Here is a 13,943-nt window from a genome sequence, read left to right as displayed (position 1 = left end):
GTGTTTAAGGATTTATACTTTTGTTGTGTAAAATGTGCGGCATACTAGGACTTTATTCAATAAACCAACAAGAAGGGGATTCCCAAATTCGGTTTACAGAAGCTTTGAAGTCAATGGTTCACCGCGGTCCTGACGACTATGGTATTTACAAGCATGAAAGAATAACACTAGGGCATAGGCGGTTGTCAATTATAGATTTAAGCAATTCCGCTCATCAGCCCATGCATGATCCGGAGAAGCGCTATACTATAGTCTTTAACGGTGAAATTTTTAATTTCAGGGAATTGAGAAATGAATTGATTGCAGATGGCCGGTCTTTTCATTCTTCCTCTGATACGGAAGTGCTTCTTCAACTTTATATAAAATATGAGGAAAAATGCCTCTCCAAACTTAACGGCTTTTTTGCCTTTAGTATTTATGATCATGTGAAGCAAACCCTCTTTATTGCCCGCGATCGTTACGGAATAAAGCCGCTATATTATTATTTCGACCATCAGCAGTTTATTTTTTCATCGGAAATCCAAAGTTTGAAAATGCTGGGGATTCCTGCAGAGATTGATTACAATAGTCTGCTGCTTTATTTTCAGTTGAATTACATTCCTGTACCCTATAGTATTTATCGTGATGTTTATAAACTTCAGCCGGGACATTATATTCTCCTTCAGACCGGAAATGGGAAATACCCTCCTGAAGAAATCACTGAAAAAGGCTGGTACGAGATCCCTTACACCACTGATCATCAATACTCTGAAAGCAATTATCAGGAAAGTTGTACACGATTATTCAACCTTATGGATGCGGCTGTTGAGAGAAGATTGATCAGCGATGTTCCACTAGGTGCTTTTTTGAGTGGCGGAGTAGATTCCTCTATTATTACCGCTTTGGCGGCAAGGCATACGAAGGAACTTCATACCTACTCTATCGGATTCAAGGATGAACCTGCCTTTGATGAAACAGTGTATAGTCAAATGGTTGCAAATCATTGCAATACAAAACATACCGCCTTTATTCTTCAGGATGATGAATTAGTAGGAGCTTTACCGGAGATGAGCCGACATTTTGATGAACCTTTTGCTGACTCTTCTGCATTAGCAGTTTATATACTGTCGAAGGAAACCAGAAAACATGTCACAGTTTCATTGAGTGGCGATGGAAGCGATGAACTTTTTGGAGGATACAGAAAACACAGAGCGGAATGGTTGATTCAAAAATATAAATTAACAGGAAAATTTGCACCTTTAATTTCCTTCGGGCTAAAAGCATTCAGTGGCTCAAGGCAAAGTAAATTAGGGAATAAGCTTCGACAATTGCACCGATTTGCAGAAGGAGCAGTGTTAAGTACACAAGAAAGATATTGGAGATGGTGCGCGATCAATAGCGAAGAAAATGCCTTCAGGTTATTGCATCCGGAGTTACAGAAACACCTGATTCAAGAAGACAAGAGAAGAAAGAACCAACTCACCCAATATTGCAAGGGAGATTATGATTTTAACAAAATACTCCTCAACGATTGTAAATTGGTTTTACCCGGGGATATGCTTACTAAAGTTGATCTCATGTCAATGGCCAATAGTCTCGAGGTAAGGGTTCCCTTTTTAGATGTTGAGGTAGTGGATTTTGCCTTTAGTCTACCGGCTTCCTTCAAAATAAATAAAACTTCTCAAAAAAGAATACTCCGGGATAGTTTCGGACATTTGTTACCGGTAGAGATCTTTCAACGGTCAAAGCAAGGATTTGAGATACCTCTTTCAAATTGGTTCAAGGGAAGCTTGAATAAAGAAATAAAGCATGTACTGGCCGATGATAAAATCAGAAGACAAGGAATTTTCAATCCACAAGAAGTAAAAAATCTATTGCAACTCATCGACAGTAAACAGCAGGGAGAGGCAACAGCCCGAGTATGGGCTCTTCTCGTATTTCAATATTGGTGGGACAAGCAGCAAGGAAATTAAAAAATGCCAAAAGTACTCCGTATAATAAATAGATTAAATCTGGGTGGACCCACCTACAATGCGGCCTACCTCTCCTCCTATCTTTCTCCGGAGTTTGAAACCATGTTAGTGGCAGGGATGAGAGATGAATCAGAGGAAAGTTCTGAATTTATTCTTGACCGGATGCAACTCAGTCCTTATTATATCCATACCATGAGGAGGGAAATTAATTTCACGGACGACAGGAAGGCCTTTACTGACATTAAAAATATCATTAAAAATTTCAAACCCGATATTGTTCATACACATGCTGCCAAGGCCGGGACATTGGGTAGAATAGCTGCATACCAATTGGGTGTACCCATCATTTTACATACTTTTCACGGACACGTTTTCCATAGTTATTTCAATCCTGCTAAGACCAACATATTCATAGGTATTGAAAAAATGATGGCCAGGCTCAGCACCGGTATTATCGCCATCAGTGAAAAACAAAAGCAAGAGTTAAGCGAGCAATATAATATATGCAAACCTGAAAAGATCAAAACCATTCCACTCGGTTTTGACTTAAGCCGTTTTTCCCTTAATCAAGATTTCTTAAGGAAAGAATTTCGTAAAAAATACCATCTTTCCGAAGACACCCTGGCGGTCGGAATTATTGGAAGGTTGGTGCCCATTAAAAACCATCCTCTTTTCATTCACGCCTGGAAAAATCTGGTAAACATTTATGGGAAAAAGATCCATGCTTTTATCATTGGAGATGGAGAGGACAGAGCAGCACTTGAGCAACTTTGCAAGTCTATTGGTCTGATTTACAATACTCCCGAGAAAAATCATTCCAATGCCAGCCTTACTTTCACCAGTTGGATACTTGAAATAGAAACGGCCTTAGCAGGAATTGATATTGTAGCTCTCAGTTCAAATAACGAAGGAACTCCGGTAAGTTTAATTGAAGCGCAGGCAGCAGGAAAACCTATAGTCAGCACGGATGCCGGTGCTTTACGGGACACCATTATTCCCAATGAAACAGCATTAATTGTTCCTACCGGCGACGAAGAGGCCTTTACGCAGAGTTTATCCAGACTTATTGCTGATGAGCAACTCCGAAAAAGGATGAGCGCATTAGGTCCTGAATTTGCATCGGGGAAATTTGGTGTGGAGCGATTAGTATCAGACGTACGAAACTATTACAATGAACTTCTCCAACGGGAATCCATTCCATCAAAAGGTCTTTACCTACCCGAAAGGCCTTCTATCGGCGAACATCCTATAACTGTCGATTCAACGGCAGGAAAATATCCTGAAATTGTTACGCCGGTAATAATTCGGAATGTTAAACCAAGGTATAAAGTTCTGCAAATTGTGAACAGACTTAATCTTGGTGGTATTACTTACAATGCTGCGAGTATTGCTGCCCGTTTGCGACCTGAATTTGAAACGATGATTGTAGCGGGTATAAAAGAAGATTCAGAGGAAAGCTCAGAGTTCATGTTGGAAAACCTTGGACTGGAGCCGGTATATATTCCGGATATGATGCGGGAATTAAACTTTCTGAAAGACAGAAAGGCCTTCCTCCATCTCACAAAAATCATCCGGGACTTTAAGCCTGACATCGTACATACACATGCAGCTAAAGCGGGAATGGTTGGAAGAATTGCTGCCTGGAAAGCGAATGTACCTGTAATTGTGCATACTTTTCACGGACACGTGTTTCACAGTTATTTCGGGAGCACCAAAACAAAAATGATCTTAGAAATGGAACGTTTTCTTGGGAAAATCAGTTCCGGTATTATTGCCATCAGTGAAAATCAAAAACATGAGCTTTGCGACATCTATAAAATTGCACCAAGTTCTAAAGTACATATTGTAGAGCTTGGATATGATCTGGCGCCCTTTCATACGGATAAGGAAATTAAACGCCGGGAATTCAGAAATCGTTTCAGCATTGACGATGATACCGTAGCCATTGGTATAATAGGAAGGATTGTACCCATCAAAAACCTAAAACTTTTCATTCAGGGTTGGCACAATGTCTACATAAACAAAAAAGTTAAAATAAAGGGACTCATCATCGGGGATGGGGAACAAAGAGCAGAAATGCAAGAGTTTTGCGAGCAGTCAGGTATAGCCTATTCCTGCCCCGAAAAACCAGACCCTGAGGCCGGATTAATTTTCACCTCCTGGATCTTTGAAGCAGACAAAGCCATGTGCGGAATAGATATTATAGCATTGACTTCATTGAATGAAGGAACTCCCGCAAGTTTAATAGAAGCACAAGCTGCAGGAGTACCTATCATTTCAACCAATGTAGGTGGCGTTCAAAATATTGTTATTCCCGACGTTACAGCTATTCTCGTACCCACTAACGACCTTATTGCCTTTACCAGGGCTCTGGACAGACTGGTGAATGATGAACAATTGAGGTATAAAATGAGTTTATCAGGGCCCGCATTTACTCAGTCAAGATTTAATTATGACCGATTAACTTCTGACATAAGGACCCTTTATCACTCACTATTGAAGAAACACTGAGAATTGACACTTGATGCAATAAAAATTATTTACTTTTGTCAGATAGCTTAAAACCAATCTTATTTGTATGAGAATTAGCCTACGCTTGTTAGCAGCCGCTTCCCTATTGTTCATTATTAGTTCCTGCAACATCAACCCCAGTGTGATGTTCAAAGTGCCCAAAGACTACAATTACTCCAATGACCAAACTATTGGAAATATTGAGTACCGCATTTCCCCAAATGACATCATTGGCTTTAATGTTTACACCAATGATGGCTTCAAACTGGTTGATCTTACCACATCTGCCATCTCTGCCTCTTCACCGATGTCGAACAATCCCGGCACCAATCAAACTCAGTTTTTAGTAGAACCGGACGGTCAAATTAAACTTCCCATCATCGGGAAAATAAAAATTTCAGGATTTACAGTTCGTGAAGCTGAGAAAGTGCTGGAACAACAGTACGCTACCTTTTACAACAAGCCCTTTGTCATGATCAGGGTGATGAACCGCCGGGTACTTGTCTTCCCCGGAACGGGCGGTAGTGGAAGAACAGTAAATCTCGACAACGAAAACATGCATCTGATAGAAGCCTTAGCCCTGGCCGGCGGACTTACCAATACCGGAAAAGCTTATAAAATTAAATTGATCAGAGGGGATCTGAGAAACCCTAAAGTAATGCTTATCGACCTTTCGACAATTGAAGGTATGCAACAAAGCAACTTGCTTTTGCAAGCCAATGATATCATCTATGTAGAACCTGTGCCAAGAATATCTCAGGAAATACTGCAGCAAATTGCACCCATTGTGGGAATCATCACCAGCCTGACGCTACTCTACCAGATCGCAGACGGTTTTAGAACCCCATAAACTTCACTATTTCCTGTAATGGCAAAAAAGAAAATATCGCCGATCAACGAAGAGTTTGATTTTAAACTCCTCATTACCATCGCAAGAAAAAGCACCATGTGGTTTGCTCTTTTCGTTCTTACTGCCATACTCACAGCTCTTCTGATTTTACGGTACACAGCTCCTGTCTATGAAGCCAGTTCCATCATTCAGTTATCGGAGCAGGATAATGCACGAAGTGTTCTCAATGAGACAACGGTTAAACGGTTTGGTGAACAAAACAACAAACTGGCTTCGAGTATTGAATTGATCCGATCAAAAGTGATTTTGGAACGCGTATTAAAACGACTTCCTTTTGAAGTAAGCTATTATTCTAAAGGCGAGATCCTCACGAATGAGCTCTATAAAATCTCACCCTTCTCTGTAGAAATCAGAGTAAAGGATAGTTCTATCCTTGAAGAACCCATTCTTATTGAGTTTAAATCCGAAAACAGCTTTTCTGTTGTATATCCATTTTCTTCTTCGAAGATTACGGCCACCCAGGAATTTAAGGAGAATCAATGGGTATCTACCGATGAATTGGACTTTAAAATTGATATTCTCGATTATACCACTATTCAAACATTACAGAAAGATCTTACCAGCGATGCGATATTTTTTAAGATAAACAGTTTAACCGTTGTTGCTGATCAAATCATTAAAGAACTGGTTGTTACTCCCCTAAATTCAGAAGCGAAAACGATCCAGATTAAATTAAAAGATAAAAACCAACAAAAAGCGACTGATATCGTGAATGGTATCGCAGCAGAATTTAATAAATATGATTTGGAGAAGAACTCTGAAGTCGCTGATAAAATCCTTGACTTTATAGATAACACCATTGCTGCAATCAATATCCAGTTAAGCAATTCTGAAAATTCGCTGGAAAATTTTAAGAAAGAAAATAAAATCATTAATCCTGACCTGAATGCCGGATCAATTTTATCCCAACTTGATCAAATACAAAACGAGTTGTATTCCATAGACTATCAAATTAGTCTCTTTGAAAATATCCGAAAAGATGTAAGAGCGAACAATGATATTGGAAAATTTTTACTTTCATTGGCAGGAAGAACGGATGATAGTCAAATTACGGCTCAATTGAATCGCCTGCAGGAACTCATCGATCAAAGAGATCAATTGCGACAGCAGGCAACTGAAAACAGTGAAGTCTTCAAATCACTTTCTGTAAAATTAAAAAACCAGCAAGATCTTCTGGAACGGACACTGCTCAATGAAGAAGCTGAATTGAAAGCCAAGAAAGAAATCAGAAAGCAGGAGAATAGAAAAATTGAATCTAAACTCGGTTTAATTCCTCAGCAGCAAGCCGAGTACGGAAGACTGCAACGCCTTTTTACAATCAATGAAAAATTTTATTCAATGCTTCTTGAAAAGAAAGCTGAGTTTTCAATTACCCGCGCAGGATATGTCCCCCAACATATAATTTTACAAGAAGCTAAATTAACCGGCGTTCCTGTTTACCCGAATCGTCCACTTGTACTCAGTGCCTGCCTGATCATTGGTTTTATTGCCGGATTCATATTGATCATTACCCGTTACCTGATCTACAATGAAATCAACGCGCTCGAAGAAGTAGGTCAATATACTGATGCAGCTCTTTTGGGTATCATTCCAAAATACAAGCGTGAAATTCCGATTTCGCAGTTGCTGGTTGATAAAAATCCAAAATCGGTTATCTCTGAAGCATTCAGATCCGTTAGAACAAATCTTCAGTTTATTTCAAGTACGGAAGGTGCAAAAATCATTGCAGTAACTTCCACCATTTCCGGAGAAGGAAAAACTTTTAATGCTATTAATTTAGCCGGTGTAATTGCCTTTTCAGGTCTGAGAGTCGTTATTCTTGACCTTGACATGAGAAAACCAAAGATCCATTTGGGTTTTAACGTTGAAAACAATCATGGTATAAGTACCCTGCTAATCGGAAGAGACACCCCTGAAAAATGTATATTAAAAAGTTCATTGGCTAATCTCGATTTTATTACAGCCGGACCTATTCCACCCAATCCAGCAGAATTAATTATTAATCCGAAAATGGATGCCTTACTGGAACATCTGAAAGCCCTTTACGATGTCATTATCATTGACCTTCCGCCGGTAGGTATTGTGAGCGATGGTGTTCCGATGATGCAAAAGGCCGATTATCCTTTATACATCCTAAGGGCTAATTATTCAAAGAAAATGTTTATTGCGCAAATCAATAAACTCATCACAGAAAATAAAGTAAATAATCTATCCATCATTCTAAATGGTGTAGAAATGTCCAGGTTGAAATACGGATATGGATATGGTTATAGCTATGGGTATGGATACGGCTATGGCTATAGTTATGGTTATGGCTATTATGAAGACGACAATGAACCTAAAAATCTTTTCGAAAAAGTAAGGCATTTCTTCAATGTCAAAAAATCCTGAAATGGAAGTAACTCAGTTTGAAATATCCGGACCTCTGCTTATAAAACCACGCGTGTTTTATGATGAACGGGGATACTTCTTTGAGTCCTATAATGAAAATGTATTTCATAAAAACGGCATTACTTCTCATTTTGTTCAGGATAATCAAAGCAGTAGTGTGAAAAATGTGTTGAGAGGGCTACATTTTCAGCATCCGCCATTTGATCAGGGTAAATTAGTACGTGTGTTATCCGGTAGCGTTCTGGATATTGCAGTAGATATCAGGAAAAATTCGCCTACCTATGGCCAACACCTGAAAGTGGAATTAAGTGCGGAGAACCAATTTTTATTCTGGATTCCACCCGGTTTTGCACATGGTTTTATATCTTTGGAAGAGAATACCATTTTTCTTTATAAATGCACTAACCTATATGACAAGAATTCAGAAAGTGGAATTCTTTGGAATGACCCTGAATTAAATATTGACTGGGGAATCAGTCAACCGATAGTATCAGATAAAGACCGGGAGTTGCCCCTGTTTAACCAAATTGAATCAAGATTTGAATTTAAAATATAAATGACCGAGGGTTTCTTACAAAACAGTAGTTTCATTTTATACACGCTATTTTTCGCGGTAGCGGTAGGCTTTTCTATGATGATCAATATTCTTTTTCTCCGGTTTTTTAAAACGCTTGGCATAAGAAATAATTCGGATGGCACCATTATCAGATGGGGCGCTCTATCGAAACCTTCCATCGGCGGAATAACTTTCTACATCATATTTCTTTTGTCTCTCGCCTCCTACTCCATTTTATTTGAACCTTCACAAGACGCTTACCAGTTAGGCTTCATTGGCATTCTCCTCTCCTGTGGTGCTGGGTTTATTATCGGACTGGCTGACGATGCTTACAATACCAGGCCCTGGCTAAAATTCGGAGTACAATTGCTTTGTGCCGGGCTACTCATTAGTACGGGAATCAGTATTCATATTTTCGAAAGTGATATATTAAATTATACGGTAACACTTTTTTGGGTGATTGGTATCATGAATTCTATAAATATGCTGGATAATATGGATGGAATTACAGCTACTGTATCCATCGGCATCATTGTGAACACTATCTATAGAATTCTTCATAATGGTGATATCACCAGCATGCATCTCCTGGTTTTAATTGGAGTTCTTGCCTCCCTGATTGCTTTTTTGAGATTCAACTGGCATCCTTCAAAAATGTATATGGGGGATACCGGCAGTCAGTTCCTCGGCGTGTTCCTGGCAGCAATGGGAATTATCTATTTTTGGAATGATCCCTACGCTCCCGCTACACCGGCCACCGGGAAATTATTCGCAGTTACTATTATGACATTTATTCTGCCGATTCTGGATACGACGGTGGTGGTCGTAAATCGTCTTTCTGCAGGTCGATCTCCATTTATCGGAGGTAAGGATCATACAACGCATAGTCTGGCTTTACTGGGGCTATCTGATGGAAAAGTAGGCATCGTATTTCTAGCGTTAGCCTTTATTTCATTGTTGTTAAATGTCATCATTGAAGAATTTCTTGGAGAATGGACGCATACTCATAGTCTCATCTTTTTCGCCTATTTCTCTGCATTGCTCGCTTTCTTCTTTTATACGACCAGAAATGGAAGTTTAAAAACCAGAGCCCGTTTAAGGGAGATAAAACTTAATCAGGAAAATACTCCTGCGGGAAACTAACTTACTCGTTTTTTCTCAATAAATCCGGTCTTCGCTCCTGTGTGCGTATCAACGACTGTTCATATCTCCATTGATTGATTTTAGCTTCATGTCCTGAAAGAAGTACATCCGGTACTTTCCAACCTCTGAATTCTGCAGGACGTGTATACACAGGAGGTGCGATCAAGTTATCCTGAAAGGAATCGGACAAAGCAGAGGTTTCATCATTCAGCACCCCCGGAATTAAACGAATCACCGCATCACAAAGCACTGCAGCAGCCAATTCACCTCCTGACAATACATAGTTGCCGATACTGATTTCCCTGGTGATGAAATGCTCCCGTACCCGCTCGTCCACACCCTTATAATGCCCGCAAAGCAGTATGATATTTTGCTGAAGCGATATGGAATTGGCCAACGGTTGATCGAGCATAACACCATCCGGACTCATGTAAATTATTTCATCATACGTATTCTTCAATTGAAGCGCCTCTATACATAAAGCAATCGGCTCAATCATCATCACCATTCCTGCACCACCTCCAAAGGCATAGTCATCGGTATTGTGGTGCTTGCTGAATGCATAATCACGAAGGTTGATGAGATTTACTTCCACCAATCCCTTCTCTTTGGCTCTTTTTAATATAGAATGATTAAAGGGACTTTCCAGTAACTCAGGGTGCACTGTGATGATATCTATCCGCATTGTGCAAATTTAAGATCATTCAGGAATCTTTACTAAAATCTTTTCCATCAGATAATGCTGAATACTCTCATACAGTAAAAAAGTCTCCATCACGATCTCATAACCACAGGATTCATAAAATTGCAAGGCATTTTCTCTGGCTTGCAGAATTACTTTCTCCGCACCCGCATCAAGCGCCAAAGACTCCAGCTCTTCCATCATCGCCTTCCCCAGCTGAAGCCCCCTGAATTGCTCATGAACGGCCATATATCGTATTTGAGCCACAGTGGGTTCATTAAGCTGAAGACGACCTGTTGCCACGATTACTTCATCAGCACCTACAATCATCCGATGCAAGGACTTCTGCTCGAGTTCATCTCTCTCCGTCCCTTTGGGCTGATTCCATGGCTTGCGAAGGACTTCCCATCGCAGCAGGAAATACTCGTCTTCTCTGTTCGAATGGAATGGATCCATGAACTTGAAATTTTCAGGAAGCTTGCTCATTCATTTTCAATTTTAAATGCTACTGTTGCTACTCTCTTACTGACACTACCATCACCTTCCTGTTGTTCCAACACCATAGATTGAATGGAAGGGTCCATAAAAACCTGATCGATAGATCGTACTGATGCTGCAGGAACTTTTGCGCGATGACAGGCCGAAAGAAGATTTTCAGATGTCAATAACGCTATATACTTATTTAACTTTTCGGCAAGAATCTTACGATTGATAACCCGGTTAGTATTGGTTGAAAAAAGTGGATCGGACCCCATTTCTTCTGCTTTCAAAATATCCAGCAAACGCAAAAACTGCTTGTCTGTACCCACTGCCAGGAGCACCAATTGTCCATCAGCGCAGCGAAACATTTCACCATAAGGAGCAATGGTAGGATGCAATGATCCGGAAGCCAAAGGAACAACATGGGTATTTAAATAGGCGCTTGCCTGATTCGCTAATGAAGCTATTGCAGAACGGTACAAGGATGCTGTCACTTTGCACCCCTTTCCTGTTTTAGCACGTTGCAGTAATGCGATCAGTATTCCTTCCTTTAATTGATGGGCAGCTAAAAGATCGATCAATGCCACAGGCATTTTCATCGGTTGATCTCCCGGATTTCCATTCAGCGACATGAACCCTGTCTCCGCCTGCAATACGGCATCATAAGCCACTCTTTCCTGATCGTCAAAGCCTGTAATTTCTGCAATAATCAGCGAAGGATAACGGGAAAGCAGTACCGAAGAACTCATTCCTAATTTTTCTGCATCTCCACTCTTAAAATTTGTAATGAGTAAATCAGCAGCACTGATTTTCTCTATTGCAACAGCATGATCTACTGCCTCCTTCAGATCAAGAAAAAGTATTTCTTTATTCCAATTGACCGAATGATAATAAGAAGACGTTGTTGATTCTTTTTGTTCCACCGGCAATTTCCATTTCCTGGTGAGATCGCCACCGGTACTCTTATTTTCTATTTTAATCACTTCCGCTCCTAACTCCGCGAAAAACATTCCAACAGCAGGTCCTGCCAAAACATTGGCCAGTTCAACTACGCGGAGCCCTTTGAAAATATCCATTTAGTGTGCTACTATTTTTGGTTCAAGGAAAATTTCAGCAAGCATACAGCGCACGCCACCTCCTCCTACATTCTCAATAACAGGAATGTCTACAATTAAAAATTCAGTATGCTCCTGCATTTGCTCAAGCTGCTTTTCCTCTAACGAATCATAAGCCGTACGTGAACAAACGGTAAACAAACGACCATCACGATTTTTAATTTGAAGCATATTTCCACAGAAAGAATTCATCTGCGCCAATGACAAAGTCAGTAATGTTCTTCCGGAATCCGAAAAACTTATTTTCAATCTACTTCGTTCTTCTTCCGAAGGAATCCCCTCCTCACAATACATGATATAATTTTCACCAATATGCATCACCACGTTGGTGTGATAGACCGGATTTCCAATTGCATCATTACAATGAAAAGAATGATAATCGTAATTCAATTCTATACAAAGTGCATGCAAGACTTCCAAATTCGTCCTTGGACTCGATACCGCATAAGCCATTTTGCAAGCATGATCAAAAACAATACTACCTGTACCCTCGAGAAATTTACTTTGCTCTTCCCAAGAGGTAAGATCAAGTTTTCGGTTGATTTTAAATGCTCCTTCCAGATACTGCTCAAGACCGGAACTTCTTTCACGACGGCGATTTAGAGCCAGCATGGGATAGAGTACCAAGGTGCCATCGTGATGGGTACTGAACCAGTTATTGGGAAAAATAGCATCAGGTGTATCCACATCTGCATTTTGAAAAACATGCACATTGATTCCTGCAACAACTAATTTTTCTCTCACCAAATCAAATTCGCGAAGGGCCTGTTCGTGGAGGCTATCTGCTATTGCTCCTTTCCGCTCCTGCTGAAAAGCATTACTTGCCGCTGTCTCCGGATTAAATCCAAAAAATGCCGGACGAACCATCATTACTATACTTGCCTGTTGGCTCAGGAGATTATTCTTCATTACCACTCAAAAGTAAACAGGCCTCTCCAACAATTCCGGAGAAGCCTGTTAAATAAATACTATTTTTTTACACAGCCAATTCTTTCTTACAGAGGTAAAAATCAATCTTCTCGTAAGAAGTGTTGGTATCTCGCTCCTCCATATCTATTAAAGTTTTAGGCGGCGGAACAATCACTTTTGCACCGGGCTTCCAATTCAATGGCATGGCCACTTTATGTTCATCGCTTACCTGGAGGGCTTTCAGGACGCGAAAGATTTCATCCATATTTCGACCAACATTGAGCGGATAATACATGATCAAACGAATTTTTCCTGTGGGATCAATAAAAAACACAGCCCTGACTGCCGCTGTTTCACTTTCGCCCGGCTGAAGCATGCCATATAATTTTGCCACTTTCATATCAATATCAGCGATGATCGGAAATTTCATGCTAATCCCCATCTTCTCCTTCACATTGTGCACCCACGCAATATGGGAGTGAATGCTATCAATACTTAAACCGAGGAGCTTTGTATCCATGGCATTGAACTTTGGTTCCTCTACCGCGAATGCACTCATTTCTGTGGTACAGACCGGAGTAAAATCAGCGGGGTGAGAAAAAAATACAATCCAGTTTCCTTTATTGTAATCGGAGAATTTTAATTTACCAATCGTAGTGATCGCCTCAAAATCCGGAGCTTTATCTCCTATCCGGGGCATTTGAGTATGTTCTTGTGTGCTTTCCATATCTGTTTTAATTTGTTGATACAAAGTTCCGCATTCAAATAGCAGATTTCAGTAACAGAAGTCACACTATTTAATAAGATATGTCACAAAATAAATTAAAGTTGTGTAAAAGTAATACAGGGCCAATTTATAGCCTTCCATACCAAGTCCCGCAATGCTCCCCCTGCATTTTGGGGAAAGGAGACTGATATGACGAAACTCCTCTCTGGCATAAATATTTGAAATATGCACTTCAATGACAGGTGTAGCTATAGCGGCAACAGCGTCGGCAATGGCTACAGAGGTATGAGTATAACCACCGGCATTCAATACAATTCCATCTGAAGAAAATCCTACCTCATGGAGTCTGTTTATCAGCTCCCCTTCCACATTACTTTGAAAGTAGTGGATATCTATATCGGGGAATGCCATTCGCAACTGCTCCAGATAGGATTCGAAACTCTCATTTCCATAAATACCCGGCTCCCTTTTACCCAGCAGGTTCAGATTAGGTCCGTTAAGGATATCAATTCTCATAAGTTGCGAAGTTAAGATGTTCTTTAATAGTACAAGGTTCTATCTTCGCAT

Annotated in this window: 12 protein-coding genes; 6 read left to right on the top strand and 6 right to left on the bottom strand. The window is 40.2% G+C overall.

The window, feature by feature from the left end:
• The first annotated feature begins 32 nt into the window (after positions 1-32).
• From asnB to IPJ86_10875, 6 genes are all read left to right on the top strand, one after another.
• Positions 33-1,952 carry an asparagine synthase (glutamine-hydrolyzing) gene (gene asnB, locus IPJ86_10900; protein MBK7887772.1) on the top strand — a complete coding sequence of 640 codons (1,920 nt, stop codon included), beginning with the start codon at positions 33-35 and terminating at the stop codon, positions 1,950-1,952.
• A gap of 3 nt (positions 1,953-1,955) precedes the next feature.
• On the top strand, positions 1,956-4,463 hold the full coding sequence (locus IPJ86_10895; GenBank protein MBK7887771.1) for a glycosyltransferase: 2,508 nt from the start codon (positions 1,956-1,958) through the stop codon (positions 4,461-4,463).
• A 67-nt stretch (positions 4,464-4,530) separates the two neighbouring features.
• A complete protein-coding gene (locus IPJ86_10890) occupies positions 4,531-5,313 on the top strand; it encodes a polysaccharide biosynthesis/export family protein (protein MBK7887770.1) in 783 nt (260 codons plus the stop codon).
• Positions 5,314-5,331: 18 nt separating this feature from the next.
• On the top strand, positions 5,332-7,764 hold the full coding sequence (locus IPJ86_10885) for a polysaccharide biosynthesis tyrosine autokinase (GenBank protein ID MBK7887769.1): 2,433 nt from the start codon (positions 5,332-5,334) through the stop codon (positions 7,762-7,764).
• 1 nt (position 7,765) lies between these two features.
• On the top strand, positions 7,766-8,320 hold the full coding sequence (gene rfbC, locus IPJ86_10880) for a dTDP-4-dehydrorhamnose 3,5-epimerase (protein MBK7887768.1): 555 nt from the start codon (positions 7,766-7,768) through the stop codon (positions 8,318-8,320).
• Entirely contained in the window at positions 8,321-9,463 is a 1,143-nt protein-coding gene (locus tag IPJ86_10875; protein ID MBK7887767.1) for an undecaprenyl/decaprenyl-phosphate alpha-N-acetylglucosaminyl 1-phosphate transferase, read from the top strand.
• Between the two features lies 1 nt (position 9,464).
• On the opposite strand, the gene trmD is transcribed toward IPJ86_10875, so the two are convergent.
• From trmD to aroQ, 6 genes are all read right to left on the bottom strand, one after another.
• Complete coding sequence (gene trmD / locus IPJ86_10870) at positions 9,465-10,148, bottom strand: tRNA (guanosine(37)-N1)-methyltransferase TrmD (protein ID MBK7887766.1); 684 nt, start codon at positions 10,146-10,148, stop codon at positions 9,465-9,467.
• A 15-nt stretch (positions 10,149-10,163) separates the two neighbouring features.
• On the bottom strand, positions 10,164-10,601 hold the full coding sequence (locus IPJ86_10865; protein ID MBK7887765.1) for a GNAT family N-acetyltransferase: 438 nt from the start codon (positions 10,599-10,601) through the stop codon (positions 10,164-10,166).
• Positions 10,602-10,627: 26 nt separating this feature from the next.
• Entirely contained in the window at positions 10,628-11,695 is a 1,068-nt protein-coding gene (locus tag IPJ86_10860; protein ID MBK7887764.1) for a CoA transferase, read from the bottom strand.
• Positions 11,696-11,701: 6 nt separating this feature from the next.
• On the bottom strand, positions 11,702-12,649 hold the full coding sequence (locus IPJ86_10855; protein MBK7887763.1) for an amidinotransferase: 948 nt from the start codon (positions 12,647-12,649) through the stop codon (positions 11,702-11,704).
• A 67-nt stretch (positions 12,650-12,716) separates the two neighbouring features.
• On the bottom strand, positions 12,717-13,376 hold the full coding sequence (locus IPJ86_10850) for a peroxiredoxin (GenBank protein ID MBK7887762.1): 660 nt from the start codon (positions 13,374-13,376) through the stop codon (positions 12,717-12,719).
• A gap of 66 nt (positions 13,377-13,442) precedes the next feature.
• The gene (gene aroQ, locus IPJ86_10845; protein MBK7887761.1) at positions 13,443-13,892 is read right to left on the bottom strand and encodes a type II 3-dehydroquinate dehydratase; all 450 of its coding nucleotides are present in this window, start codon (positions 13,890-13,892) and stop codon (positions 13,443-13,445) included.
• Positions 13,893-13,943 lie beyond the last annotated feature (51 nt).

The sequence above is a fragment of the Bacteroidota bacterium genome (genome assembly GCA_016713925.1).
Classification (GTDB): Bacteria; Bacteroidota; Bacteroidia; order AKYH767-A; family OLB10; genus JAJTFW01.
This window is presented reverse-complemented; position numbering and strand designations above follow the sequence as displayed.

Excerpts from the sequence above, each read along its gene's own strand:
- IPJ86_10890 (MBK7887770.1), top strand. The coding sequence starts at position 4,531 with ATGAGAATTAGCCTACGCTTGTTAGCAGCCGCTTCCCTATTGTTCATT.
- asnB (MBK7887772.1), top strand. The coding sequence starts at position 33 with ATGTGCGGCATACTAGGACTTTATTCAATAAACCAACAAGAAGGGGAT.
- IPJ86_10850 (MBK7887762.1), bottom strand. The coding sequence starts at position 13,376 with ATGGAAAGCACACAAGAACATACTCAAATGCCCCGGATAGGAGATAAA.
- IPJ86_10855 (MBK7887763.1), bottom strand. The coding sequence starts at position 12,649 with ATGAAGAATAATCTCCTGAGCCAACAGGCAAGTATAGTAATGATGGTT.
- IPJ86_10875 (MBK7887767.1), top strand. The coding sequence starts at position 8,321 with ATGACCGAGGGTTTCTTACAAAACAGTAGTTTCATTTTATACACGCTA.
- IPJ86_10895 (MBK7887771.1), top strand. The coding sequence starts at position 1,956 with ATGCCAAAAGTACTCCGTATAATAAATAGATTAAATCTGGGTGGACCC.
- rfbC (MBK7887768.1), top strand. The coding sequence starts at position 7,766 with ATGGAAGTAACTCAGTTTGAAATATCCGGACCTCTGCTTATAAAACCA.
- IPJ86_10865 (MBK7887765.1), bottom strand. The coding sequence starts at position 10,601 with ATGGATCCATTCCATTCGAACAGAGAAGACGAGTATTTCCTGCTGCGA.
- trmD (MBK7887766.1), bottom strand. The coding sequence starts at position 10,148 with ATGCGGATAGATATCATCACAGTGCACCCTGAGTTACTGGAAAGTCCC.
- IPJ86_10885 (MBK7887769.1), top strand. The coding sequence starts at position 5,332 with ATGGCAAAAAAGAAAATATCGCCGATCAACGAAGAGTTTGATTTTAAA.
- aroQ (MBK7887761.1), bottom strand. The coding sequence starts at position 13,892 with ATGAGAATTGATATCCTTAACGGACCTAATCTGAACCTGCTGGGTAAA.